Raw genomic sequence first — 23,319 nt, 5'->3', positions numbered from 1 at the left:
ATATTCAGCGTCGGGGGGAAGGGCGTATGGCTATTAACAATATAAAATGTGTCATCTTTGATTGCGATGGCACACTAGTAGACAGTGAACGCTTGTGTTGTCAGGCCCTAGTGAACGTCTTTGGCCAATACGGTGCAGAGATGAGTTTTAGTGAATGCGTAGAACACTTCAGAGGCGGTAAGCTTGCGGATATCCTTCGTGACACTAAAGAGTTGATGAACTTAAATGTTCCGATTGATGTACTAGAGCCGCAGTACCGTGACGAGTTACAGAAACTGTTTGTCCGTCATTTAAAACCAATGGACGGTGCGAAACGACTTATCCAGTTTTTAGATTCGCACAATATTGAGTATTGCGTGGCGTCAAATGGACCAAAAGACAAAATAGAATACTCGCTTGAGTTGACGGGGCTACTTGATGCGTTTAAAGGCAAAGTGTTCTCTGCGTTCGATGCGAACAGCTGGAAGCCTGAACCAGACTTGATCATGTACAGCGCGATGAATATGGGTTTTTTACCAAGTGATTGCTTGTACATTGATGACACGCCGAAAGGCGTTGAAGCAGGGCTTAACGCTGGCATAAAAACCGTACAACTATACAACGGCGCACCGATTAACTTGGTCGATGACGAACGTGTTATTCAAATTTCCCATCTAGATGAACTAAAAGAGCAGCTCTTAGGCTGCTCAGTTTAGTGACAAATATTACTCAAACTATGGATGTGTTTAAATTTAGTTTGTAGGTAAGGAGTTTGATGTAAGCACTGGATGGAAGAAAAGTTTTTTGTATGAAACCCGCAAGAGGCACATGTGAATTTTTCACCATCGGATGAAATCAGATATTCATCGCATTGGCAGAGTGGACACTGGAGATCTTCAGTGTCTTTTGTTTTGTTGTAATTATTCATATTGTTCACCAGCAGCAAAATTAAATTGGCAAGATCTAGAATAGCCGAACACCTAACCTTTGAACATTCTTTAGTCGAATTCAGAGAATTATTTCGATTCACTTCAAAGTAAATTAAACAAGCACTCATCGAACGCTTGATTTAATTATTTTTCCGCTCGCTTTCCCTCGACAATCTAATGGTTGCTTTTTGCCCGTTGCCGTTGTTCGAGCATAAAAAAAGCTCCACTTTGGGAGCTTTTTTAGCGTGTTCGAGTTTTAGGCTGTTCGGTATCGCTTCAATATTTCGCCAAGGGATTGAGAAGCTTTGGTTAAGTTTGCCACACCAGTTGTCGATTGTTCGGCAACTTCACGAATAGTATTGGATTGCGAACGAATGTCAGACAGCTCAGAAGCGATGTCATTCGCGACGGCACTTTGTTCTTCTGCAGATGTTGAAATCTGAATACTCATATCCATTAATGAACGTGCAGAGTCGGCAATTGCAGTGACGTCACCACCAATCTCATCTATCAACTGACTGCTTGTTTGTGCTTGTTGAACCGTACGGTCAGTGATAGACGCAATGTTCTGGCTTTCCGTTTGCAATTTCTCGATCATCGCTTGGATTTCGACGGTTGCCTGTTGCGTGCGGCTAGCAAGGGTACGAACTTCATCCGCCACTACGGCAAAACCACGACCTTGTTCACCAGCGCGCGCCGCTTCAATAGCTGCATTTAACGCGAGAAGGTTAGTTTGTTCTGAAATCGCGTTAATCGTGGTAATCACATCGTTAATCTGTGTCGTGTTTTCGTTCAAACTGCTAACAGATGCGGATGCTTGTTCGATGTAACTGGATAGTGTTTCGATTTCTGAAATGACGCTTTGAACCCGACTACGGCTATTTTCGATTTGCTGAGCATCTTGATCTGATTGCAACGTAGCTTGCTGAGAGATACTTGAGACTTCTTTTGCTGAAGCCGTCATCTCTTCCATCGCTGTCGCAACAGAATCCAGCGTCTGGTATTGATGTGCGATTTGCGTTTCACTGAGCTTCATGTCTTGCTCAAACGCAGCGGATGTCTCACTTAACGTGTTGGCATTGTCTTTTACATTGTTGACAAGTTCTGTCAGCGTATCCATTGATTTATCTAGTGCGCAACCAATCGTGCCAAACTCATCACGACCCGGATGAAAACCTAGGCGAGAAGTTAAGTCACCTTCTCCAATTTTCTGCGTAGTGGTGTATAGCACCCAAAGCGCACCACCAAGGAAAGTCGCAACCCAGTAAGTGAAAAGGGCGAATGGTACCATCCAAAGCAAGCTAAGAAGGAAAGAGGTTAAAGCGTCAGATTTTGCTTGCTCAAACTGGCGTGAAAGGTTTTCTGTCAGTTGGATTGCCTGACCTGAACTCAGCTTCGCATAAACCGTCACGGTGCCGTTGTTGAATTTGGCATCATTAACGTTGCTCACGTTTACCACACCATTCACGCTTGCCACGTTTTGTACTTGAGCTTGAACTACGCCTGAGAGCTTCGCTTCTGCCGCTAGGATAGATTGCTGCTCAAACTGTTGAATATCATTGAAATAACGGCTTCCCGCCACTGAAGTTAAAGTCACTAGGAATAGAAGGAAAATGACCCACATTTTGTCGTTGATAGACATCTTGATAAATAACCTGTCTATCGTTCTAAACTCAACTTCTCTCATTTATAGCTCCATTTGAGATGAAAAGGGGATGAACAAACTTAGAGATATATCGAAACAAAATATGCGATGGTTATCAGCAAAATATGTAACGAGAGGTTGATAGATTTCAAAATATGAGATCTATGATCGCTTATAACGGTACGTCGTCTCCATAAATGACAAAAAACTAAATAAATACTGACAGTTTGTTAAAGAAAGGGTGGGTGCAATTTAATGCAATTAATGAACGAGAGGGTGTTATTAGAGCAAACGTTTACTTATGATTTCTGTCATAGCTTTCTAAAACTTTACTTCTCGCTGTCATGAATGTGTCATATAAAGGCTATAAAAAGGAGTTGCTGTCATCGATGAAGAAAAGAAATGGCAGTAGAGATTGAAGCAAGCAGCTTCAGGAGATGTAAAACAAAGGAGGTCACAATGAGCGACCAATATCAAAACGACGAATGCCTAGAGATGCTAGATGCTCTTGAAATCGGTATTATCCTCTCGGACTACATTGGCTCAGAAGACGAAGCCGAATAAGTACAATTAGTACTCTCATCGCGTCACAACAGACGTTATACTAAGTTCATGTAAGACGAGCCAAAAGGCCACTCACAGCGTCTAATGAACTTTCTAGCCCACCTGCATATTGCAGATCACTGTAATAGCCATTTAATGGGAAACTTGCTTGGAGATTTCGTAAAGGGAGATCCAAGCAAGCAATATCAGACTGATATTTCCAATGGCATCAAACTCCACCGTTTCGTTGATCGCATTACAGACCATCATGCTCTTGTTGAAGAATGCAAACCGCACTTCACAGGTGTCGCTCGACGTTTCGCACCCATCGCACTTGATATGTTTTGGGACCATTGTTTAGCGAAACATTGGCGCACATTCAGCCCGCAATCCTTAGATTCCTTCGTTCGTTATGCATATAGCGAAGTGAACAAACAAATCTCTGACGATCTTCCACCGCGATTTTTAATGCTTCACAGCCGAATGTGGAGGGGCGGTTGGCTACAGTCATATCAAGACTTAGAAAACATCGAATTTGCTCTTCATCGAATGTCCCAAAGAAGCCCAAGAATGGCTGACTTAACGACAACGTTCGAAGTTTTGGACAATGAATATGAGCAATTGGAAGCGAAATTTGCTGCGCTATATCAAGATGTGTTGCGTCAATCCGCTGAGTATCACCAACAGTTAATTAATTCATAACGTCTTGACTGCTAAAGGTAGTATGACCAAAGGGGCTCTGGTAAACTCTGCGCTCCAAAAATTATGAGGTTTATCATGTCCGTTAATTTCGCTGATCTTGGCATTGAACAACAGTTGGTTGATACCCTAAGCGGTATGAATATCGTTACCCCGACACCTGTTCAGGAAAAGTCGATTCCGCATGTTTTGGAAGGTAAAGATCTACTGGCTGCCGCTCAAACCGGTACAGGTAAAACGGCTGCATTTGGTTTGCCGATAATTCAAACGGTTCAGCACAAGAAACGAAACGGAACACCGCAAGCACTGATTCTCGTGCCAACGCGTGAACTTGCTCAGCAAGTGATGGATAACCTGACGCAGTACTCAGCAAACACCGATCTTAAAATTGTTTGTGTTTATGGTGGTACGAGCATTGGCGTACAAAAGAGAAAGCTGGAAGAGGGCGCAGACATTCTGATCGCGACGCCTGGCCGCTTGCTTGACCATTTGTTTAACGGCAATGTAAACATCTCTAAAACTGGTGTTCTTGTGCTTGATGAAGCAGACCGCATGTTAGACATGGGCTTCTGGCCAGATCTACAACGCATTCTTCGTCGCCTACCTCAAGATAAACAGATTATGTTGTTCTCAGCAACATTTGAGAAGCGTATCAAAACCATCGCGTACAAACTGATGGATTCTCCGGTTGAGGTGGAAGTCTCTCCAGCAAACACGACCGCAGAAACCGTTAAGCAGATGGTTTATCCAGTCGATAAAAAGCGCAAGCGTGAGCTACTTGCTTACTTGATTGGTTCTCGTAACTGGCAGCAAGTGTTGGTGTTTACAAAAACCAAACAAGGCAGTGATGAGTTGGCCAAAGAGCTTAAGCTGGATGGCATCAAAGCGGTTTCTATCAACGGCGATAAATCACAAGGTGCGCGTCAACGTGCGCTTGATGAATTCAAAGAAGGCAAAGTACGTGCGCTGATCGCGACGGATGTAGCGGCTCGTGGTTTGGACATTCAAGAGTTAGAACAAGTAGTTAATTTCGACATGCCATTCAAAGCCGAAGATTATGTTCACCGCATCGGTCGTACTGGTCGTGCAGGTAAATCTGGTTTGGCCGTTTCTTTGATGAGCCGCGACGAAGAGTATCTATTGCATGCTATAGAAAACCTGCTTGATCAACGTTTGCCGCAAGAATGGTTGGAAGGTTTTGAACCGAGTTTAATCGAAGAGGTTGAACCGGAGCGTAATGGCGGTGGTCGTCGTAAGAGTCGTTCATCAGAAAAACGCAAGATGAAGGCGAAACTGGCGATTCATAAAAACCGTGGTAAGAACCGAAAATAAAAAGATGATGGTATTCATCAGTAACTCTGATTATGCCGTCTTTGCTTCCCGGTAGGCTTCAAGCGTTTGTGGCATTGCCAATAAGTAGCCTTGATACATATCGAAACCGAGCTTTTTCATTAAGTTAAGTTGATGCTCGGTTTCAATTCCTTCTATAACGGTTTTTGAGCGAATATCTTTTGCCAAAGACAACGCTTCCATCAAACAAGAAAAATCACCATTCTCATATCTCAATAACAACGAACGATCGATTTTAATGATGTTGGGTTTTACACACCTAACGCGTTCTATTGTTGAAGCATCAATACCGTAGTCGTCTATTGCCAATAAATAGCCGTTATCGCTTAGCTCTTTTGTTGCTTTGTATAAGAAGTTTTCGTCGCTCGCATCGAGCTCTACCAATTCCATCACAATCTGTTCACGGCACAAATCCGCTTCAATAATGGACTGCTTTAACAAGTTACTATAGGAAATGTCTTTTGCGAGCATTTCTGCCGCTTTTGGTAGCACGTTGAGAAAAAGCTTTTTATTGCGGAATTTGGATTGACCAAAGTTACTGATGTGAATGAGACGGCTTAGTCGCTCAACGTTGATTTGATCTTCTGTAGGAATCGTAGTGGATTGAAAGAACTGGTCAGGTCGAATCATTAAGCCGTCTTGGTTACTAATACGAACCAAGGCTTCTAGACCGATAATGGAAAGATCTTTTTGATAAATAGGTTGAAACACGCTACGCAATGTCAGTTGTTTATATTGCGCGATGTACTGACCATCTACTTGTTTTAAAATGCAGCTAAGCAGCTGCGAGATACTCATCATTATTGTTGTAACCTAGACCAAGACACTGTATTGATGCTTAACTGATTGTTGTGCATCTAGTTTTACTTTAGTTTCTTGAATCTAAGCGGGGAGCGTAGGCAAGGCAAGCGAGATAGCTCAACACACTCAGAAATATCGACCCGCCTCAAACAAATCGCTGAATGAACTGATAATCTACCCGTTGCTATTTGATGCTACCACTGTAAAACCGCATACAGCTGAATGTACTTTCTTACCTGTTGTTGTTTATTGGAACGTCGTAAAGGGTGGCCGAATTTGATGTAACAAGGGCTGATCCCAAAACGTGTATCTAATGAATGAGTCAGCTGTGATTCGCTGGTAAACAGGGTAATACCTTGCTCTGTATACTCGTTAATCGGTTCTGGTAATTCTCCCATCCACCAGTGCAACAGCTCACGGCTGGTTTTGCTGCGACTGATCCAATGATCGCTGACTAAAAACAATAGGTCGTTAGGCTGCAGGGCATAACCATATTCACTTTGCCATTCCGTTATCGAGGAGAGTAGGTTCTCTCGGCATGAGTTACCAGCGCTGACTAAATGGTGGCTCAATACCCAAACCGTTCCAATTTCAGATGAGATTCGGTAGTGGTGAGGCAGGTCGGGGGCATCAAGTACTTCAATAGGTTTGATGGTACTGCTATGACCAAAGTGACGAAAAGTGTGTTCCATGCGTCGAGCAAATGCGAGGCCTAGATGGTGTTCACTCATACCTTGGTTATGTACCGCAGGATAATGCTTCTCACACAGTTTGAGACAATCGTCCTGAAAATCATTGACACTTTGGATGACTAAGTCGAGTAGCAAAGAATATCCCTTAACGGTTAACAAATAGAACGGCGAAAGGTTAGCATAGTCCTTTTAGGATAGACTAATTTAGATAGGCAACTTCTTGATCTAAACATCAAAATTGAGAATAGAGTTCCGCAGGTAAAATATGATCAAACTAGAAAGAGCACAAAAAGAAGCATTGGCGACAGCGATACAAGATTACATGCAAGATGAGTTGGAAGTGGAAATAGGCCAGTTCGACAGTGAGTTTTTGATTGACTTCATCACTGAAAAATTAGCGCCTATCTACTACAACAAGGGCATCGAAGACGCCAAAACCGTGATTGAACGACGCATGTTAAAAATGACAGATGAACTGTATGAGATAGAGCAAGAAGTTCAACTCTAAGTGTCCGATTTTTAAATGGTTTGAAGTTCCTTCTAATTTTTCGAACAAGTTGTTTAAAAAGGTATTATTGGTTTGATGTAAAGGATGGTAAATAATCTGTTGCATACAAAGCAAATAAGTTAATGTTGTGTTTCTTGCTCAACATCAACTTAGGAAAATATCTAGGAACGTGAGATGGAAACACTGGTAAAGAACTACAACGTGCCGGCGAGAGCGATGCATTGGATTTCAGCGCTTTGCATTATCGGCTTGTTTGCTGTGGGTCTGTGGATGGTCGATTTAAGCTACTACAGTGAATGGTACCAAACCGCACCACATTATCACCGCTCTGTGGGCATTTTACTGGCAATACTCACTTTAGGTCGCATCGTATGGAAATATGTGACGGCGTCACCAAAAGTAGAAGGTAAACCTTACGAGGTAGTTGCAGCAAAAGCCGCACATGGGGTTATGTACCTGTTGCTTATTACTATCTTTGTTTCAGGTTACCTCATCTCAACATCTGATGGTCGCGGTATCGAAGTGTTTAACTGGTTTACCGTACCAAGCGCAGGGGAGTTATTCCCTGGTCAATCAGACATTGCAGGTGAAATCCACTTTTATGCAGCTTGGGCTGTGATCCTAATGGCTGGATTGCATGCTGCTGCTGCACTCAAACATCACTTTATCGATAAAGACAACACATTAAGAAAAATGTTAGGAGCTTCAAAATGAAAAAGTCACTTTTCGCTACAGGATTAGCAATCGCTATGGCACTACCGTTTGGTGCTAACGCTGCAGATTATGTTATCGATACTAAAGGTGCTCACGCATCAATCAACTTCAAAGTTAGCCACCTAGGTTACAGTTTCATCAAAGGTCGTTTTAATACATTTTCTGGTGACTTTTCTTTTGATGAAAATAACATCGCTGACTCTAAAGTAAACGTAGTGGTTGATACGACAAGCCTTGATTCAAACCATGCTGAGCGTGACAAGCACATCCGTAGCGGCGACTTCATCGACGCAGGTAAATACAGCGAAGCGACGTTCAAGAGTACAAAAGTTGTAGACAAAGGTGACGGTAAACTAGATGTAACGGGTGACCTTACTCTTCATGGTGTAACGAAACCAATCACAATCGAAGCGGAATTTGTTGGTGCAGGTAACGACCCATGGGGTGGTGAGCGTGCAGGCTTCATCGGTCAAACTCGTCTTGAGCTTGCTGATTTTGAAATTCCTGTAATGGGTTCTTCAAGCTATGTTGATATGGAACTGCACATCGAAGGTGTTAAGAAGTAACTTCTAGCTCCTCTAGCTCCTCTCGCTATACCTCGTTCTTAACGACATAAATGAAGAAAGCGCTCTAAATAGAGCGCTTTTTTTATTGGTGCCAACTTTTCTTGTTAGTTGCTAGTTATTCGTTGTAATAGTCTTATGCAGTTTCTAGTACTTTGTCTTCAACTAGGTTTAGACGTTCGCCGTAAACTGGACGTAGTGCTTTTAGTACTTCGTTACGTGTTACTACACCAACCATCAAACCGTTTTCTAATACAGGAAGCACTTGTGGCTTGCTTACTTTGATGCTCTTAGCACGCTCTTCAAGAGAAAGAGAAGTAAAGCGCGTCGCCATGCCCATACTTGTTGTTGGGTAAAGTTGTTCTTTATCGATACATAGGAACTCAACTACATCCACTAAACGGTCACCAGCGTCAATCGCTACAACGTCACGGCTCATCAAATCTACCACTTTTTGTTCTTGAGCAGGGATGTAATCTTGGCACCACAATTCAACCATTACGTCGTGCGCTGAGAAGAAACCAACCAAACGATTGTCGATGTCAACAACAGGAGCACTGATTAGATTGTTGTCCAATAGGGTATCTAGTGCAGTTGAAACTGGCATTTCTACGCTCAGAGTAACTGGGCTCGGGTTCATGATTTCTTTTACAATTGATGCGTTTTTCATAGTGGTTTCCTTAACTGACATTAGTGTTGTAGTGTTTGTAATGGATGAAATTTTTGCTGCTTTTAGTTCTGGTCGACGGTAGATACACCAGTTAGCTAAGCCAACTAACACAGCGCCGCCAACAATGTTGCCCAGAGTCACTGGAATTAAGTTTGCAGTGATAAAGTGGCTAACATTTAGGTCTGCGTATTGAGAAGCCGATACGCCAACCGAAGTCCAGAAAGTTTCCGGTGCGAAATTCGCGATTACGATGCCTAGCGGTACCATGAACATGTTTGCTACACAGTGCTCAAAGCCACTGCTGACGAACATTGCCACTGGCATGATGGTCATCGCTGCTTTTGTCATTGCATTTGCAGAACTGAACGTTAGCCAAATAGCAAGACAAACCAATAAGTTACATAGAATGCCCAGTGCAAATGCTTGTACCAATGTGTGGTGTAGCTTGTGCTGTGCAATGTTTAGTGCGTTTAAACCCCATTGACCCGCATCCATCTGGTACAAGCCAGCAGCGCTTACCAATGCAAGTAGGAACATCGCACCGATGAAGTTACCTACATAAACCTTGCCCCAAATCGACAACATTTTGCCGAATGAGATTTGTTTGTTTGCCCATGAGATGCTCGAAAGCACTGAGCTGGTAAACAACTCACCACCACAAATGACGATGAGTATCAAACCCATACTGAATGCTAAACCACCTGCAAGACGGCTAAGCCCCCAACCTGCGTCCGCACTACCTGTTGTCACTGTAATGTAAAACAAGAATGCTAAACCGATGAATGCGCCTGCCATAATTGCCAAACCCAGTGTCATGCCGCTGGTTTTGTTTGCTTTGCTAAGGGCAAACTTCTCAGCTTCAGCCATCATCTCTTTTGGAGAGAAATACTGGTGATTTTGAGGGCTGGTCACCGCCATAATGACTCCTTAGTCTGTGGTTCCATATGAACTCCTTGGTTAATGAACTCGAGTGTTTTCTGTACTCGAAAGTGAAGGTGTTATTGTTTTTGTTGCGGTGTTCCCGAACCGCATATCCAGATTAAGCAGGTCAGAGCTACAGGTAAAATTGATAATATTTAGAATCCTCATCAAATTATTTGATAAGTTTTTCAAGGCAGGTAAAATGAACTTCATTGCGTATTAACGCAGTATTTTTGGGGTTGCGAGAGTATGGTGAATACTCGCCAATTAGGGAGGAAACTTTGCGCTACTCACTTAAGCAATTAGCGGTTTTTGACGCAGTTGCAGATACCGGCAGTGTAAGCCAGGCCGCAGATAAACTGGCTCTGACACAATCAGCGACGAGTATGTCGCTCGCTCAGTTAGAAAAAATGCTTGGCAGACCTTTATTTGAAAGGCAAGGCAAGCAAATGGCGTTAACGCATTGGGGGATGTGGTTAAGGCCGAAAGCAAAGCGTTTGTTACAAGACGCACTGCAAATCGAAATGGGATTTTATGAGCAACATTTGCTGAGTGGACATATTCGATTAGGTGCGAGTCAAACGCCGGCAGAACACTTGGTTCCTGACCTTATCAGTATCATTGATAACGACTTTCCAGAGATGCGAATTTCGTTAGGCGTGCAAAGTACGCAAGCAGTCATTGATGGTGTTCTAGATTACAAATACGACCTAGGCGTTATTGAAGGTCGCTGCGATGACAACCGTTTACACCAAGAGATTTGGTGTCGTGACCATCTTACCGTAGTTGCAGCGTCTCACCATCCATTTGCGCGTAACTCGTCTGTGAGCCTAGCGCAACTAGAGCAAGCAAAATGGGTATTGCGTGAACACGGCTCTGGAACTCGCAAGATTTTTGATAGTTCAATTCACCATCTTATTGAAGATTTGGATGTATGGCGCGAATATGAACACGTGCCAGTACTCAGAAGTTTAGTATCGAATGGCCAATACTTAACGTGTCTACCATACCTTGATGTAGAACGTTACATCGAAGCCGGTGATTTGGTTGCATTGAACGTACCTGATTTAAAGATGGATCGAACGTTGTCATTTATCTGGCGTGCCGATATGGCGGAAAACCCGCTGGTTGATTGCATTAAGCGTGAAGGCTTACGCATGATGAAGGGTAAACCTTCAGTGCTTTAAGCGATATTCGAAACAAAATGATCGTATCTTAGAAAAGGCTCTGCATCTCGCAGGGCCTTTTTTGTCATTTATTGCTCGGTTCGCCCAATTTATTGTGACTTTGTTATTTTCGAAATCTGTTGATTTATCGGTTGCGTCAAATTTAACGTGTAAAAAATGAAACGATATAAACTTTAATGTGATCGTAATCACCGAAGTATTCGATCTATATGCCTAGTATTGACTGCCTGATTTCAATGTATGAAGGCAGTTTTCGAACCATAACGGTACGAAACTAGCAAGCGGGTAAGAATACCATGACAACACTTTTAGCAATCTCTATTACCACTGGCATTCTCTCTGGCGTGTGGGGCTGGATCGCGATCTCCCTAGGCCTATTATCTTGGGCTGGCTTTCTTGGCTGTACAAGTTACTTTGCATCCCCGACAAGTGGCTTGAAAGGCTTAGGAATTAGCTTAATCACCAACATGAGTGGTGTTTTCTGGGCGATGGTGATCATCTACGGTTCGACTTATGCAGGGCTAGAGATTCTTGGCTATGTAATTACTGCTGTGGTTGCGTTTTTCATGTGTATTCAAGCTAAGCAAGCTTGGTTGGCGTATATCCCTGGTACTTTCATTGGCTCATGCGCGACTTTTGCTGCAGACGGCAATTGGCAACTTGTGGTGCCATCGCTGATTTTAGGTGGTGTGTTTGGTTACCTAATGAAAGCAACAGGACTTTGGTTACATGCGAAATCAGCCGCTACTTCTTCGCTTGCTGAGCAAGTACAGTAGTGAACCCCCGATCTTATTTGTATCCGCTGTGTGTTGAGACTTATCCCGCTCAATACCGTTAATCAAAATTACTGATTCTTGATACAAGCACACCCAATTGGTGTGCTTTTTTTTGTCTTCGAGTTGTCACGTGTTGCCATTTGCCATGGTTACCACGCGTTTAAGCGTCCAGCGAAGGAGTACAGGAATGCATTCCATTCCTCTCTCTTCACAGTTTGCGACTATCGCTAAGGCTAAATCTGGCTTGGCCTGTTTTTTCAAAACACGACTTACAACTTTCTTGGCGGGCATGGGATGATCATGAGGAACTTTGATAATGTCCTTAAAGAATAATTCAAAGCCATTGTTGTAAAGGAAGTGCTCAATGTCTCTGTCTGGAAGTTCTGTTAATCGATGACGTTCTTGGTCATTTTCCAGATGTGCGCGAACAGTATGGGCGTATTTCTTACCTGCAGGATCTCCATCTGTTACCACGTGCCAATCAATGCCGAATTCCTTCGCAACTTTGACCAGTGACTTCAATCCCGATTGAGCAAACTCAACAATCTGCACGCCCTCTGCGGCCAAATCATACCCGCATTGACGAGCTAATTCGTTGAACAACCAGACCTCGGTTTCGCCCTCGACTAGCAACCAACAGCGAGCAAATAAAGCGCCTGCACGGTGAAAGCGAATATGGAAGCCAATGCGACGCAATTGATCGACACTGAATCGATTAGTGTTGAGTGATTTTGCAATGGTACGGTCAGACAAGCGCATTAACCGACGTATTGAGGCGAGAGGAACCGATCCAAGCAATCGAGCACTGTTTGTCGTTAGAATCTTCTGCATCGGAAGAAGTTGCAACAAGCTCCAAGCACGAGAGAGATGGGTAGGGTGCAAACGTCCTTCTGGATCTTCGATGATCAAAATCGGTCGAGCGCAACGTCTTAAATCGGTCGGTCCTTTTGCTTGAAGGTAAGCGTTAAGCAAACCCATTAACAATAGACGTGATTGTTTGTTGTTTGTCTCTTTCAAAAACTGCGGTAAGCCTTTGTCTGAAGAAGGGCTGGCATAAAAGAGTCCATCGCGTGGTTTTCGAGGGTTGCCTTTTTTTACGCTTCTGAAAGCGAAGTAATGCTCCACTAGGGTTTGCATCGAATCTAAACTACTTCGTACTTCGCCTTTATTTACATGGCCCGGCATGGCAAACAAGCGGCGGCATGTATTGTTAATGCGCTTCTCAATGCGGGCGTTCTTATTTTCACCATTAATGTGGTTGGGTTGTGGGAATCGACGCGAATCGCGTAGTCGGATTACTGGGTGTAACGTCATCAATTCAATTGCGAGCTTTTCTGAATGGTGAAGCTGCTTAGGTTCACCATCACAGTCTAAAAATGCATATTTGGTGGTAATATGGTGTCCATCGCGCGTCGCACTTAAGCGATAGTAGATGACGTTCTCGTTATCAGCATTTATACACCAAGTTGGTTTTATCCGGCGATAACGCCCCGCGTTGACCTCTTGCTTATCTTGAGCTTTGAAACACAAGACGATTTGAAGGTGTTGCGTCTGTGGATGAGAAATGGCGTAATCGACGTGAAAATCCGTCATTTCAAATTGATAAAGCGAGCCATCAGCTGGCAGTGCGAGGGATAGGGCATCAAGAAGGGAAGACTTGCCCCAAGTGTTTTCGCCGATCAGAGTTGTCAGCTCGTCAAAAGAGAGTGAAAGGCGTTTGATGCCTCTAAACCCAGAGATTTCGATGCGTTCTAGTCTCATCTCGCTCCTCCTTGCAATTATTTGAATTATCGAGGGTTCTTTTGCTTCTCCTAAGCATATATGAAATTGATCTAGGCAAGTTAAGCTCAGTTCACAAATTTAAGAGCAATCAACCTATGAATACAGACCGTTTAGGCGTACAGTCACTTTCAAATTCGTACGTAAGATGAATCTTGATCACGTTAAAATGAAATGACAATTTCTCTGTTTCATAAAATTCATGATTCTGTCATGATTCAGTTCTAATAATTAAAAGGAATGAAAAGAGAGAAGATGACAATGAATAAAAATCATAAGCCAGTCAGAATCAAACTGGCACACATCAATGACACTCATTCCTACTTTGAGCCAACGTCATTACAGCTAAAACTCAATATTGATAACGAACGTACACTAGAGCCTTACGTGAGCGCTGGTGGATTTTCACGTATTGCAACGCGCGTAGAGCAGCTTCGCGATGATGCACAGCGCCAAGGTCAGGGCATGCTGTTTCTTCATGCTGGCGACTGTTTCCAAGGCACGTTGTATTTTTCGTTATTTAAAGGCAAAGCAAACGCCGACTTATTAAACGCGCTAAACATCGATGCGATGGCTTTAGGCAATCACGAGCTGGATATGGGTAATGAGCCCGTTGCTTTGTTTTGTCAGCGTACCAACTTCCCGCTGCTTGCCGGTAACTGGGACCTATCAAATGAATTGCCAACAAAAGATCACCGCATGGGCGATTGCAATAACGTATTGAGCTTCGATACGACAACTCAAAGCGCGCAATATCTGGTGAAAGAGTTTCACGGAGAGAAAGTTGCCATCTTTGGTCTGTCTATCGACAAGATGAGCGACATTGCCAACCCAGATGCCGATACGCCATTTATCTCTGCTATTGAAACGGCAAGACATACTGTTGAACAAATTCATCAAGCGGGCATCAAAAACATCATCCTTTTGAGTCACTTAGGTTATGAAGGGGATTTAGAGCTCGCAGCGCAAGTGGATGGCATTGGTATTATTGTGGGAGGTCATAGTCATAGGTTACAAGGTAACTTCACGGCGATCGGTTTAGGCGAAGACGACCCTTATGGTGTTAAAGTCAACGATACTTATGTTGTACAAGCCGGTTATCACGCATTAACCATGGGGCACTGCGTTCTGGAATTTGATGAAAGCGGCAAAGCGAACATGTTAAGTGGTCAAAATGAGTTGCTACTCGGAAGACGCATTTTCTGGGATTCGACACTAAATGAGCAACTTGACCAAGGTGTGTTCGAAGAAGCGTGTGACTTTATTCATGGTCAACCAAACGTGGTCGTTTGTAAAAAGCACCCAGAAACACAAGCGATCTTAAGCGACAAGTACATCCCGAGAGTACGTAAGCTTCAGTCACAAGTGATTGCCAATGTGGCAGAAAAGAAACGTCATGTGCGTGTTCCTGATGAATTTGGTGGAAGCGAACTTGCTCCGGCAGTCGCACACTCTTTCTTGTATGCGCTTAACAAGCGTGGCCACAACGTTCAATTTGCAATTCATAATGCGGGAGGCGTGCGTACTTCTCTCAATCCGGGAAATATTACTGTGGCAGATGTTGCCGGACGATTGTTGCCATTTGCCGTTCCAATCGGTTGTTATGACGTGCAGGGTAAAGTGGTTCGCCTAGCATTAGAAGGCGCAATCAATAATGCGCTGAACAACGGCGTTGAAGGTACCGGTTCTGGCAGCTACCCATATACACATAACTTGAATTTTGAATACCAAGCAGACGCTCCAAAAGGTCAACGTATTAAAAACCTAGAAATTTTTGATGGTAAGCGTTGGTGTCAGATTGACGATGAGGCTTGGTATCGTGGTGCTTCGTCCGCTTATACCATGAAAGGCAAAGAGGGCTATGAGGCGTTGCTGGATATGAAAGGCGAAGGCTTCGTTAGCAACCTCTCCATGGCGGATTGCTTTATTGAATTACTTACGGATGAACCAAGCTGTTTGAACCAAGGTCACAAACTTTACTCGCAGAAGAATCAATAACCGTTATTGGTATCCTTTTTGCTGCCTTCCTGATGCACATGCGATTAAGAGGGAAGAGAGTATGTGGAAAAAAGATTGGGCTGACGCAGCGGTTGTCGTTGCTTGGGTCGCAGTTTGGTCAACACTGGTTTACTTTGTACCGTTAGCTGGTTTTTAAAGGATCGACTATTCAACAAATGAGGGGCGCATAAGTGCTCCTTTTTTGTATCTGAACCGCTTCAAATTCATGACGTTGATAAACATTCTTCACAAAATACTTTGTTGTTATCGATAACGATTTTTTGTTGGATATCGACGCAAGCAGGGGTATGATGGCGGCGTTTGGGGAGTAGTTAGCGCAAGTTTATTTATCGTCATCTCGTTAAGCATCAGCTTATCCGGTAAATAAAGGTGTCACTTGATTCGTCATGTGATCACTTCAACGAGACCAACGCATTCATTGACTAGCAGACACATGGGTAATGTGACTGTTGGTTTGTATTGTTTGCGGAAGGTCAGCCCGAATAATGTCCTTCCGCATGGGAGGAAGCATGTCTCTTATCGAAAATACCACCCAATTATCCCAGTCTGTTCCACTGCAAGAATCACTGACAATGTACGGTGTATTCGGCCTATTTACTTTGGTTTTAGTCGCTCTCGATATCTATCAGACTCGTGGCGGCGTGATTACCATGAAAAAAGCAATTGGTTGGAGCGTATTCTGGTTCTTATTAGCGTTTGTCTTTGCAGGCTCTATCTATTTCTTTTGGGATTATTACGCGCCTCATAGCGTTTATACTCACGAAAAAGCGACCATATCATTCTTAACTGGTTACTTGCTTGAGAAATCGTTAAGTGTCGATAACTTGTTTGTGTTCGCAATCATCTTTGCGCAATACAAGGTGCCAGAGCATTTGCGTCCACGCGCTCTATTGTGGGGTGTGATTGGTGCGTTAGTTCTACGTGCAATCATGATCGCAGTAGGTGCTCAATTACTTGCTCAATACCATTGGGTGCTTTACCTATTCGCAGCATTCCTAATTTGGACTGGTATTAAACTGGCGCGAGATAAAGGCGAAGAAGAAGAGGTGAACCCATACCCTGAGCAGTTCATTCGTAAATTCTTACCAGTGACAGAAGAGTATCAAGGTAACCACCTGATCTTGAAACAAGCAGGTAAGTGGGTTGCAACGCCAATGTTGATTGTTGTTGGTGTGATTGCGGTGATGGACGTGATGTTTGCACTGGATTCGATCCCTGCAATCTTTGCAGTAACGCGTGAACCATTCTTGGTATTAGCGGCTAACGTGTTTGCTCTGCTTGGCTTACGTTCTCTGTACTTTGTACTGCAAGCAATGTTGGACAAGTTTGTGTACCTAAAACCAGCGCTGTCAGTGATCATGATGTTCATTGGTGTGAAGATGCTACTGGTTGGCACGCAATACGAGATCCCAACGGTTTGGTCATTAACTTTCCTAGTGACAGTGATGACGACAGCGGTTATTGCTTCTATCTATAAGAACAAAGAAACCAATAGTTCTAGCGTTAAAATTACTAATCAAAACTCTTAAGTTTTTTGTAAATGCAAAATCCTTTAAAAGATTATTTGGTTAATTAAATGTTGCAAATAAACTTGGGTTTACTTATGTAAATCCAAGTTATTCAACTAAAGATTCGCTTTGTTGAATAAATATGCAGTTAGTTGGATTTTGTATTCCTATGGTTTGTAACGAATTTGTTTTATAAGAAAAACTAATCTGAATAACCAAATTTTGTCATTTTTTGCTCAGAGAAAAAATGACTAATATACAACCAACAAAACAATTTACTGCTTTTAAAGAGAGGCAATCATGGCACAAGCAATGCAAATGACAAATGTAGCTTTACCAACCTCTATGGACAAGAAGACCTACGCGGTTAACTTCAAAGGATTGATTGCTCACTTACTAGATATTCTTTTCGTAGACAACTCTGCACCTCGCAGCTACTACGCAGAAGACCTATCTGCACACATTCAGAAAGACATCGGTATGTACCGTTAATCTGAATGGAAAGCGAATTCGAAATGCCGGCTTAATCGCCGGCATTTTTGTATCTGAAATCGCCACATCTAAAACCGCATTGAAAGCTATCTGTCGCTAGCACGGTCATAGTCAGTATCAAAGAAAAGGAGCTGTCTATGATTAACGCGATTGCACTTGCTGCTATTACCAGTCTTTCAGCATCACAAAGTTGGGTTCATGAAGGACAGCCCGCACAAGTGATAGAACTGTTTACCTCCGAAGGTTGCTCAAGTTGTCCACCAGCAGACAAATACCTTTCTACGTTTGAATCCAACCCTGATTTGTGGGGAAAGTACATTCCCGTTGCCTACCACGTTGATTATTGGGACTATCTTGGCTGGAAAGACAAATTCGCAAAGCCTGAATTCTCGCAGTTGCAACGTTTGTATCGTGCTTATGGCGCGGTAGGGAGTGTCTATACTCCGGCATTTGTCGTTGATAGTGAAGAGTGGCGCGGTTTTTTCAATTGGCGCAAGCGCGTATTACCCAGCAACGACAACGAGAAAGCCCAATCACTAGCACTAGAGCGCTCTGGCAACCAATTCACTCTACGATTTGAAGAGAATGGTACGTATGACGCAACGATTGTGTTTCTCTCAAGTAATGAAACCACGCCGGTTAAGCGCGGTGAAAACAGAGGTACAGTACTAGAACATGATTTTGTCGCATTAGAGAAGCAACAAGGTCGCTCAAAGAATGGAAAGTGGAGGTTTAAGCTCAATCAACCCATCAAGAACATTGATGCTGTTGCTGCGTGGGTGACTGAGCCGGGGACCTTTAATCGTGTTCAGACTGTCGCGGGTGAGATTCGATAAACGAATTAGAGGGACGCCTTCCAATCCGAAAGCGCTTTGATGTGTTCTGGTCCAATACCGCAGCACCCACCTATAATGGTAGCCCCGCGTTGATGCCACTCTTGCGCAAAAGTCAGGTACTCTTCTGGTGATAGCTCCCGCATCGATTGTAATGCGCTATTAGCTTCGTGGTTAGATTTGATTGCGGTGAAGTTGTTCGCGTAAACCCCAATTTCAATGTCGAGCTTATGTTGGTTTAAAACTGCTTTGGTATCACTGACAGCTTTTGTCATTACTTCAGGTACTGAACAGTTAAAGTAAACACTGATGGTATTGGTGTTATCTGCGCTTTGTACAATGTGTTCAATGGCTTGAATAACGGTTTCCCCAGAGCGCAACAATGCGGTTTCCAATGAATCATCATTAAAGAAAAGGCATACGCAGTAGGTTTGGTGCTGCGTGCGAACACGCTTTGTAAACACGTTAGCTCTTCAAGGCTGCAAATGGTCTCTGCTAACCAAAGATCAACGTAATCCTCTTGAGCTTCAAACAAAGTCCTGAAAATGATTTCACCTAATTTGGGTTCGAACAGATCTGGTCGATAACTACCAAACGCTGGTGGAATACAACCTGCTACTTGAACGAGTGTCGATGACTTATCTGCACATTCACGAGCAATTTGGGCTGCAAAACGTGCTAGGTCACCGCCTTTCTGATCGTAAAGAGCTTGTCCAAGGTGGAATGGCACACAGGCATAACTGTTGGCGATGATGATCTCTGCGCCAGCGTGGATAAAGTTGTTATGCGCTTGGTAAACGAATTCTGGCGATTCAATCAGAGCTTGTGCGCTCCAAAGTGGTTGAGAGAATGGGGCACCCATGCGTTTCAGTTCTCTTCCCATACCGCCGTCAAGGATAGTTAACTTCTTCATACTACAATCCATCTAAATTCTTCCTGGTTGAACCTTAAATGAAAATAGCGATGAGCGAAAGTGACTAACGGAAAAGGATAGGCGGAGTAAATAGGCAGATAAGTAGTGAGTTAGATAACCGAAAGGTGCAGAACACCAGGAACGAAAACGGGGTCCCGATTGGAACCCCGTTTAATTCGAAAGTAATGTTGAGATTACTTCTTACGGCAGTACTCAGCGATCACGTACATTGACTGACCACCGTTTGCCTTACCTGAAACAAGTTTAGGGTCATCACCAAGGCTGATACCGCGAATAACAGTACCTTGTTTGATTACTTGGTTTGTACCTTTAACTGGTAGGTCTTTGATTACTGTTACATCGTCACCTTTCTTAAGTTCAGTGCCGTTGCAGTCAACAGTTTTATCGTCAGCAGACATACCTTTCATAGCCCAGTTCATTTGCTCTTCTTCCATGTACATCATGTCAAGAGCGTCTTGAGCCCAGCTTTCTGTGTTTAGGCGAGTAAGTTGGCGCCATGCAGTTACTTGTACCGCAGGAACCTGACTCCACATGCTGTCGTTCAAGCAGCGCCAGTGGTTAATGTCTTTAGGATCTTCGATCTCACCAAGACACTTATCACAAACCATGATAGCAGTATCAACCGTCACGTTACCGTGTGGTGGAACAGCAAATGCTGTTAGTTGAGATTCAGAAGAACACAGTTCACATTTTGACTCGCAGCGAGCAAGCAGAGTAGCTTCGATAGACATAAGGACTCACCTTAGTAATGTTTTTTGGTGGCGGTATTATCCACTTTATCCTGAGAAATAAAAGGGTGTTAGAGAATTAAAGGCGAGATTTTACAATATTCCAACCTGAAAGAGGTGAAGATGTAAAATATTGGCTAAACAAATAATATCTAGAATATAAATAAGGGTGTTGATTGCTTTGAGTGATGAATCAGTTGCATTGGTGAATGTTATTGCTGAGGGGTAAAGTTATTCAAAATGAATGGAAAGTGCCCCCTGATTTCCAGAGGGCATGTCGTTTTATCGTTCAATAATCTGCACGACTTGGTCTTTCGAAATACTCATTTCTTTGCCATCCACGTCCTCGTACTCGTACATACCAGTATCTTCATTTAAGTCCGGCTTGCCGTAAGAGGTAATGATTTTCCCTTCATTCGTTGACATTAGGTATTGGCTGCTGCCGCAAGCGGCAAGAAGTAGTGCAGTAGCAATAACGGTCAATACGCGCATAAGTTTTCCTTTTTAAACAAGTAAGTTAGACAAAGACAACGTTTTAACTATAGCAGAGGAAATATGAGTGGGTTTGAATAGAACAGAAACGAAAAAGCCCAGTCGAAACTGGGCTTTGGTTTGGTAACGATGCTTACTTAAGTACAGCGGTGTTAGTTACACCCGTTAGCATATCGTCCATTAGGAAGTCAGCATTTTCCATCTGCATCTCTACATGATGGTCTAGGTCCGCTAACGTACCGCCAGGAGAAGCGAATGTACTGTGTGTCGCAGTTGCATTGAACTGTACAAAGCTCGCTGAAGGAGACACGGTTGTGTTCGAACTGTTTACAGTTGTTAGTCCTAGTTTCGCTGCTAGAGGTTCAGTACCCGCAAACGGTGCATTGGCTACGTTGTTTGGCACAGTATCGTCACCATCGACTTCTGTCATAAAGAATGGTGTTGATAGCGAACCTGAAGCCATTAGGTCACTCGCGTTAGTAAATGGATCAACCGTATCTAGCGTCGTCTGCGCGGCGTAGATAAAGCTAGAGAAGCCAGACTCAAGTGCTGCTAATTGTGCTTCTGTTGCTACTTGCTCAAATGCTTCGTAACACGCTTTATCTGATAGCTCTGCACAAGATGCATCAGCGTAGCTCGCGTACTCAGTTGATGCTGCATAAGCCAAGTTGTGTTTGATCTGTGGGCCAAAGTTAGACGAACCAAGCAGTAGGTTACCAATTTGGCCACCTGCGTTTTGAATTGATGCACCGCTGAACGTGTACAACGCGTCTGCCGTTGGGCTACCCAATGTGTTGTTCGCTGCCGCTACAGCAGAAGTACCAACAATGCCACCCAATGAGTGACCAAGCATCTTCACTTTTGAACCCGTCATTGGATTAAAGCCTTGAAGCGGGCTGCTTGCCAGAAGGCCAGCTTGCGCTGAAACAACTAAGCTTGCACGTAGACCAAGAACATCAAGCACGCTTTGGCGAAGGTTATCACGCGCTACCGCTAGGTTAGACAGGTTTAGGTAAGCCAGTACATCCGCATTTGCAGAGCGTTGGTCATCTAGGCTACGAGTACCGTGGATAGGCAGGTCAATTGCGATAACAGCAACACCGGCTTTCACCATGTTGAACGCAAAAGAGTAAGCATTTTCTTTGGCTGACGTAATACCGTGTTGGTAAATCACAACATCTGTAGGAGTACCAGTTTCTGGCGTAAACAGTAGGAACTCCACGTCTTCTAATGATTTAACCACAGGCACTGGAGAGTATCGAGTAATAATGCGGTCGCTATCTAGTTGAGTGCCGTCTGATAGGAACAGCGTAGAACCAACCAGTTTCAACTGCTCGGTTGGGTCGGTTGCTAGCTTGGTCACATCAACAGGATCATCAGCAAATACACCAGTAGACAGTTGTTGAACCATGTTCGCTTGCTCTGCAGGATCTGCCAAGGCTGCACTTAGCTTCGCTAGGCTAGGCATTGCAGAAACCATAGGCTGCATGTTCCAGTCTGCGCCTTTCTCTAGGTAATGTGGTAGTCGCACTACACCCTGAGTGACATTCACATCCACCATTGCACCAGCGTACAAACCTTTGATTGCCGTCTTAGCAGCATCCAGATCGCTGATGTATTTGTTGAAATCTTCATCGGCATCTAGTGCAGTAACAAAGTCTTGCGTTGTACCCAATGTCATTGTGTATGCTGTTGCTAAATCTACAGAACCTTCATTCGCATCGTTCTTGTAAACCGTGTTTAACGTATTTGCACCTGTAGCAAAGCCTGTTGCTGTCACGCCTTTTACTGCAGCAAGCGTATCGCCGACAGACTGGGTGCTAAACCATGAAGAGTAAACGATGTCAGCTGGGTTCACGCTTGCTAGGCCGAAAATGCCTTCTACAGCGGTTGTTGCCGCTTGTACTGAAGCTAGGTCACCAGTCTCGTAGACAATCTCTTTTGATTTACCAGTCGCGTAGCTGCCTGAAGTGCCGATAGGGTTGCCGTTAACATCCTGAATCGCTTGAGTTACTGCGAAAATATATTCGCCAGATTCATCGAGAGAATTCATGAATTGGATGTAAAGCGAGTTACCACTTGCTTGCACAACGAAATCTGTACCAAGCGTTAGTACTTTTTCAATTGGGTTTGAAGCACCATCCCAATCAGTCAAGCGTTGGTTGATCTTAATAACGCTAACGCCTGACGTAACAAGGCCATCAGCGAAACCATCGCCGTTGAAGTTTAGTACGATAGGCATTGATGTTGACCAACCATCCATGGTGTTCATTGCCGCTAACGGGTTAGTTAGAGCATCATCACCACCGGTAGGAAGACCAAGTGTTCCGTCTGTTGTATCCATCAATAGGTAAGATGGTGCAGGAACATCTGCATTGGCACCTTGAAGTGTAAAGCTGATAGACGTGTTACGGTCAAGAAGCGCTTGAACTGCTGGCTCAAACGTGACGGTATCCGATGTGCCCGAGCTAGAGGTATCGTCACCACAACCTGCAAGTAGGATTGCAGAACAAAGCAGTGATAGTTTAAACGTGTGTTTCATTGGTTTACTCCGTTA

The 23,319-nt window shown here is 43.7% G+C and carries 20 protein-coding genes and 1 pseudogene; 12 read left to right on the top strand and 9 right to left on the bottom strand.

Annotated elements, in window-relative coordinates:
* Positions 1-26: 26 nt before the first annotated feature.
* Positions 27-695 (top strand): HAD-IA family hydrolase, encoded by a 669-nt coding sequence (locus KJB05_RS23660; RefSeq protein ID WP_061009234.1) that lies wholly within the window; start codon positions 27-29, stop codon positions 693-695.
* A gap of 469 nt (positions 696-1,164) precedes the next feature.
* Here KJB05_RS23660 and KJB05_RS23655 read toward each other — a convergent pair whose 3' ends face one another.
* Positions 1,165-2,595 (bottom strand): methyl-accepting chemotaxis protein, encoded by a 1,431-nt coding sequence (locus KJB05_RS23655; protein WP_208444212.1) that lies wholly within the window; start codon positions 2,593-2,595, stop codon positions 1,165-1,167.
* Between the two features lie 606 nt (positions 2,596-3,201).
* On the opposite strand from KJB05_RS23655, the gene KJB05_RS23650 reads away from it, so the two are divergent.
* A complete protein-coding gene (locus KJB05_RS23650) occupies positions 3,202-3,798 on the top strand; it encodes an ACP phosphodiesterase (protein ID WP_033006573.1) in 597 nt (198 codons plus the stop codon).
* A 75-nt stretch (positions 3,799-3,873) separates the two neighbouring features.
* Positions 3,874-5,127: a DEAD/DEAH box helicase gene (locus KJB05_RS23645; RefSeq protein WP_208444213.1), complete on the top strand. Its 1,254-nt coding sequence runs from the start codon at positions 3,874-3,876 to the stop codon at positions 5,125-5,127.
* Positions 5,128-5,157: 30 nt separating this feature from the next.
* On the opposite strand, the gene KJB05_RS23640 is transcribed toward KJB05_RS23645, so the two are convergent.
* Positions 5,158-5,946: an EAL domain-containing protein gene (locus KJB05_RS23640; RefSeq protein WP_005441895.1), complete on the bottom strand. Its 789-nt coding sequence runs from the start codon at positions 5,944-5,946 to the stop codon at positions 5,158-5,160.
* Positions 5,947-6,140: 194 nt separating this feature from the next.
* The gene (locus KJB05_RS23635) at positions 6,141-6,773 is read right to left on the bottom strand and encodes a hypothetical protein (RefSeq protein WP_009704469.1); all 633 of its coding nucleotides are present in this window, start codon (positions 6,771-6,773) and stop codon (positions 6,141-6,143) included.
* A 130-nt stretch (positions 6,774-6,903) separates the two neighbouring features.
* Here KJB05_RS23635 and KJB05_RS23630 point away from each other — a divergent pair, with 130 nt between their 5' ends.
* From KJB05_RS23630 to KJB05_RS23620, 3 genes are all read left to right on the top strand, one after another.
* Positions 6,904-7,146, top strand: coding sequence for a DUF2164 domain-containing protein (locus KJB05_RS23630; protein WP_208444214.1), 243 nt, complete (start codon positions 6,904-6,906; stop codon positions 7,144-7,146).
* 174 nt (positions 7,147-7,320) lie between these two features.
* Positions 7,321-7,860 carry a cytochrome b gene (locus KJB05_RS23625; protein ID WP_208444215.1) on the top strand — a complete coding sequence of 180 codons (540 nt, stop codon included), beginning with the start codon at positions 7,321-7,323 and terminating at the stop codon, positions 7,858-7,860.
* Entirely contained in the window at positions 7,857-8,426 is a 570-nt protein-coding gene (locus tag KJB05_RS23620) for a YceI family protein (RefSeq protein WP_009704468.1), read from the top strand. Before KJB05_RS23625 ends, KJB05_RS23620 begins: the two co-directional genes overlap by 4 nt.
* 133 nt (positions 8,427-8,559) lie before the next feature.
* Here KJB05_RS23620 and focA read toward each other — a convergent pair whose 3' ends face one another.
* Complete coding sequence (focA, locus tag KJB05_RS23615) at positions 8,560-10,011, bottom strand: formate transporter FocA (protein WP_208444216.1); 1,452 nt, start codon at positions 10,009-10,011, stop codon at positions 8,560-8,562.
* A gap of 284 nt (positions 10,012-10,295) precedes the next feature.
* Between focA and KJB05_RS23610 the strand changes: the two genes are divergently transcribed.
* Together KJB05_RS23610 and KJB05_RS23605 are read left to right on the top strand one after the other, a co-directional pair.
* Positions 10,296-11,201 (top strand): LysR substrate-binding domain-containing protein, encoded by a 906-nt coding sequence (locus KJB05_RS23610; RefSeq protein ID WP_005441888.1) that lies wholly within the window; start codon positions 10,296-10,298, stop codon positions 11,199-11,201.
* A 296-nt stretch (positions 11,202-11,497) separates the two neighbouring features.
* Entirely contained in the window at positions 11,498-11,977 is a 480-nt protein-coding gene (locus KJB05_RS23605) for a DUF1097 domain-containing protein (protein WP_005441887.1), read from the top strand.
* Between the two features lie 126 nt (positions 11,978-12,103).
* Here the strand turns inward: KJB05_RS23605 and KJB05_RS23600 are convergent, their stop codons facing one another.
* Positions 12,104-13,738, bottom strand: a complete 1,635-nt coding sequence (locus KJB05_RS23600; protein WP_061009240.1) for a DUF2813 domain-containing protein — start codon at positions 13,736-13,738, stop codon at positions 12,104-12,106.
* Between the two features lie 273 nt (positions 13,739-14,011).
* Here KJB05_RS23600 and KJB05_RS23595 point away from each other — a divergent pair, with 273 nt between their 5' ends.
* The 4 genes from KJB05_RS23595 (at position 14,012) to KJB05_RS23580 (ending at position 18,611) form a co-directional block, all read left to right on the top strand.
* A complete protein-coding gene (locus tag KJB05_RS23595) occupies positions 14,012-15,754 on the top strand; it encodes a bifunctional UDP-sugar hydrolase/5'-nucleotidase (protein WP_208444217.1) in 1,743 nt (580 codons plus the stop codon).
* A 530-nt stretch (positions 15,755-16,284) separates the two neighbouring features.
* Positions 16,285-17,304, top strand: a complete 1,020-nt coding sequence (locus tag KJB05_RS23590; protein ID WP_005441878.1) for a TerC family protein — start codon at positions 16,285-16,287, stop codon at positions 17,302-17,304.
* Between the two features lie 279 nt (positions 17,305-17,583).
* Positions 17,584-17,775, top strand: coding sequence for a hypothetical protein (locus KJB05_RS23585; RefSeq protein ID WP_005451745.1), 192 nt, complete (start codon positions 17,584-17,586; stop codon positions 17,773-17,775).
* A 137-nt stretch (positions 17,776-17,912) separates the two neighbouring features.
* On the top strand, positions 17,913-18,611 hold the full coding sequence (locus KJB05_RS23580; RefSeq protein ID WP_208444218.1) for a DUF1223 domain-containing protein: 699 nt from the start codon (positions 17,913-17,915) through the stop codon (positions 18,609-18,611).
* Between the two features lie 5 nt (positions 18,612-18,616).
* Here KJB05_RS23580 and KJB05_RS23575 read toward each other — a convergent pair.
* The 4 genes and pseudogenes from KJB05_RS23575 to KJB05_RS23560 form a co-directional block, all read right to left on the bottom strand.
* Positions 18,617-19,470, bottom strand: a pseudogene (locus KJB05_RS23575) (homocysteine S-methyltransferase family protein).
* 245 nt (positions 19,471-19,715) lie between these two features.
* The gene (locus KJB05_RS23570) at positions 19,716-20,273 is read right to left on the bottom strand and encodes an alkylphosphonate utilization protein (protein ID WP_005441869.1); all 558 of its coding nucleotides are present in this window, start codon (positions 20,271-20,273) and stop codon (positions 19,716-19,718) included.
* Positions 20,274-20,552: 279 nt separating this feature from the next.
* On the bottom strand, positions 20,553-20,762 hold the full coding sequence (locus KJB05_RS23565) for a YgdI/YgdR family lipoprotein (RefSeq protein WP_005435119.1): 210 nt from the start codon (positions 20,760-20,762) through the stop codon (positions 20,553-20,555).
* A 133-nt stretch (positions 20,763-20,895) separates the two neighbouring features.
* Positions 20,896-23,304, bottom strand: coding sequence for a VolA/Pla-1 family phospholipase (locus KJB05_RS23560; protein ID WP_208444219.1), 2,409 nt, complete (start codon positions 23,302-23,304; stop codon positions 20,896-20,898).
* Between the last annotated feature and the right edge of the window lie 15 nt (positions 23,305-23,319).

Origin of the sequence: Vibrio sp. B1ASS3 (assembly GCF_905175355.1) — a bacterium.
Classification (GTDB): Bacteria; Pseudomonadota; Gammaproteobacteria; order Enterobacterales; family Vibrionaceae; genus Vibrio; species Vibrio owensii.
Note: the sequence above shows the minus strand (reverse complement) of the source record. Positions and strands in the feature narration are given on the sequence as shown.

Bases quoted from the DNA above. Each gene is read 5' to 3' on its own strand.
- KJB05_RS23625 (WP_208444215.1), top strand. From the start codon at position 7,321: ATGGAAACACTGGTAAAGAACTACAACGTGCCGGCGAGAGCGATGCAT.
- KJB05_RS23645 (WP_208444213.1), top strand. From the start codon at position 3,874: ATGTCCGTTAATTTCGCTGATCTTGGCATTGAACAACAGTTGGTTGAT.
- KJB05_RS23630 (WP_208444214.1), top strand. From the start codon at position 6,904: ATGATCAAACTAGAAAGAGCACAAAAAGAAGCATTGGCGACAGCGATA.
- KJB05_RS23580 (WP_208444218.1), top strand. From the start codon at position 17,913: ATGATTAACGCGATTGCACTTGCTGCTATTACCAGTCTTTCAGCATCA.
- focA (WP_208444216.1), bottom strand. From the start codon at position 10,011: ATGGCGGTGACCAGCCCTCAAAATCACCAGTATTTCTCTCCAAAAGAG.
- KJB05_RS23585 (WP_005451745.1), top strand. From the start codon at position 17,584: ATGGCACAAGCAATGCAAATGACAAATGTAGCTTTACCAACCTCTATG.
- KJB05_RS23560 (WP_208444219.1), bottom strand. From the start codon at position 23,304: ATGAAACACACGTTTAAACTATCACTGCTTTGTTCTGCAATCCTACTT.
- KJB05_RS23655 (WP_208444212.1), bottom strand. From the start codon at position 2,595: ATGAGAGAAGTTGAGTTTAGAACGATAGACAGGTTATTTATCAAGATG.
- KJB05_RS23640 (WP_005441895.1), bottom strand. From the start codon at position 5,946: ATGATGAGTATCTCGCAGCTGCTTAGCTGCATTTTAAAACAAGTAGAT.
- KJB05_RS23570 (WP_005441869.1), bottom strand. From the start codon at position 20,273: ATGTCTATCGAAGCTACTCTGCTTGCTCGCTGCGAGTCAAAATGTGAA.
- KJB05_RS23595 (WP_208444217.1), top strand. From the start codon at position 14,012: ATGACAATGAATAAAAATCATAAGCCAGTCAGAATCAAACTGGCACAC.
- KJB05_RS23600 (WP_061009240.1), bottom strand. From the start codon at position 13,738: ATGAGACTAGAACGCATCGAAATCTCTGGGTTTAGAGGCATCAAACGC.
- KJB05_RS23565 (WP_005435119.1), bottom strand. From the start codon at position 20,762: ATGCGCGTATTGACCGTTATTGCTACTGCACTACTTCTTGCCGCTTGC.
- KJB05_RS23650 (WP_033006573.1), top strand. From the start codon at position 3,202: ATGAACTTTCTAGCCCACCTGCATATTGCAGATCACTGTAATAGCCAT.
- KJB05_RS23605 (WP_005441887.1), top strand. From the start codon at position 11,498: ATGACAACACTTTTAGCAATCTCTATTACCACTGGCATTCTCTCTGGC.
- KJB05_RS23620 (WP_009704468.1), top strand. From the start codon at position 7,857: ATGAAAAAGTCACTTTTCGCTACAGGATTAGCAATCGCTATGGCACTA.
- KJB05_RS23660 (WP_061009234.1), top strand. From the start codon at position 27: ATGGCTATTAACAATATAAAATGTGTCATCTTTGATTGCGATGGCACA.
- KJB05_RS23590 (WP_005441878.1), top strand. From the start codon at position 16,285: ATGTCTCTTATCGAAAATACCACCCAATTATCCCAGTCTGTTCCACTG.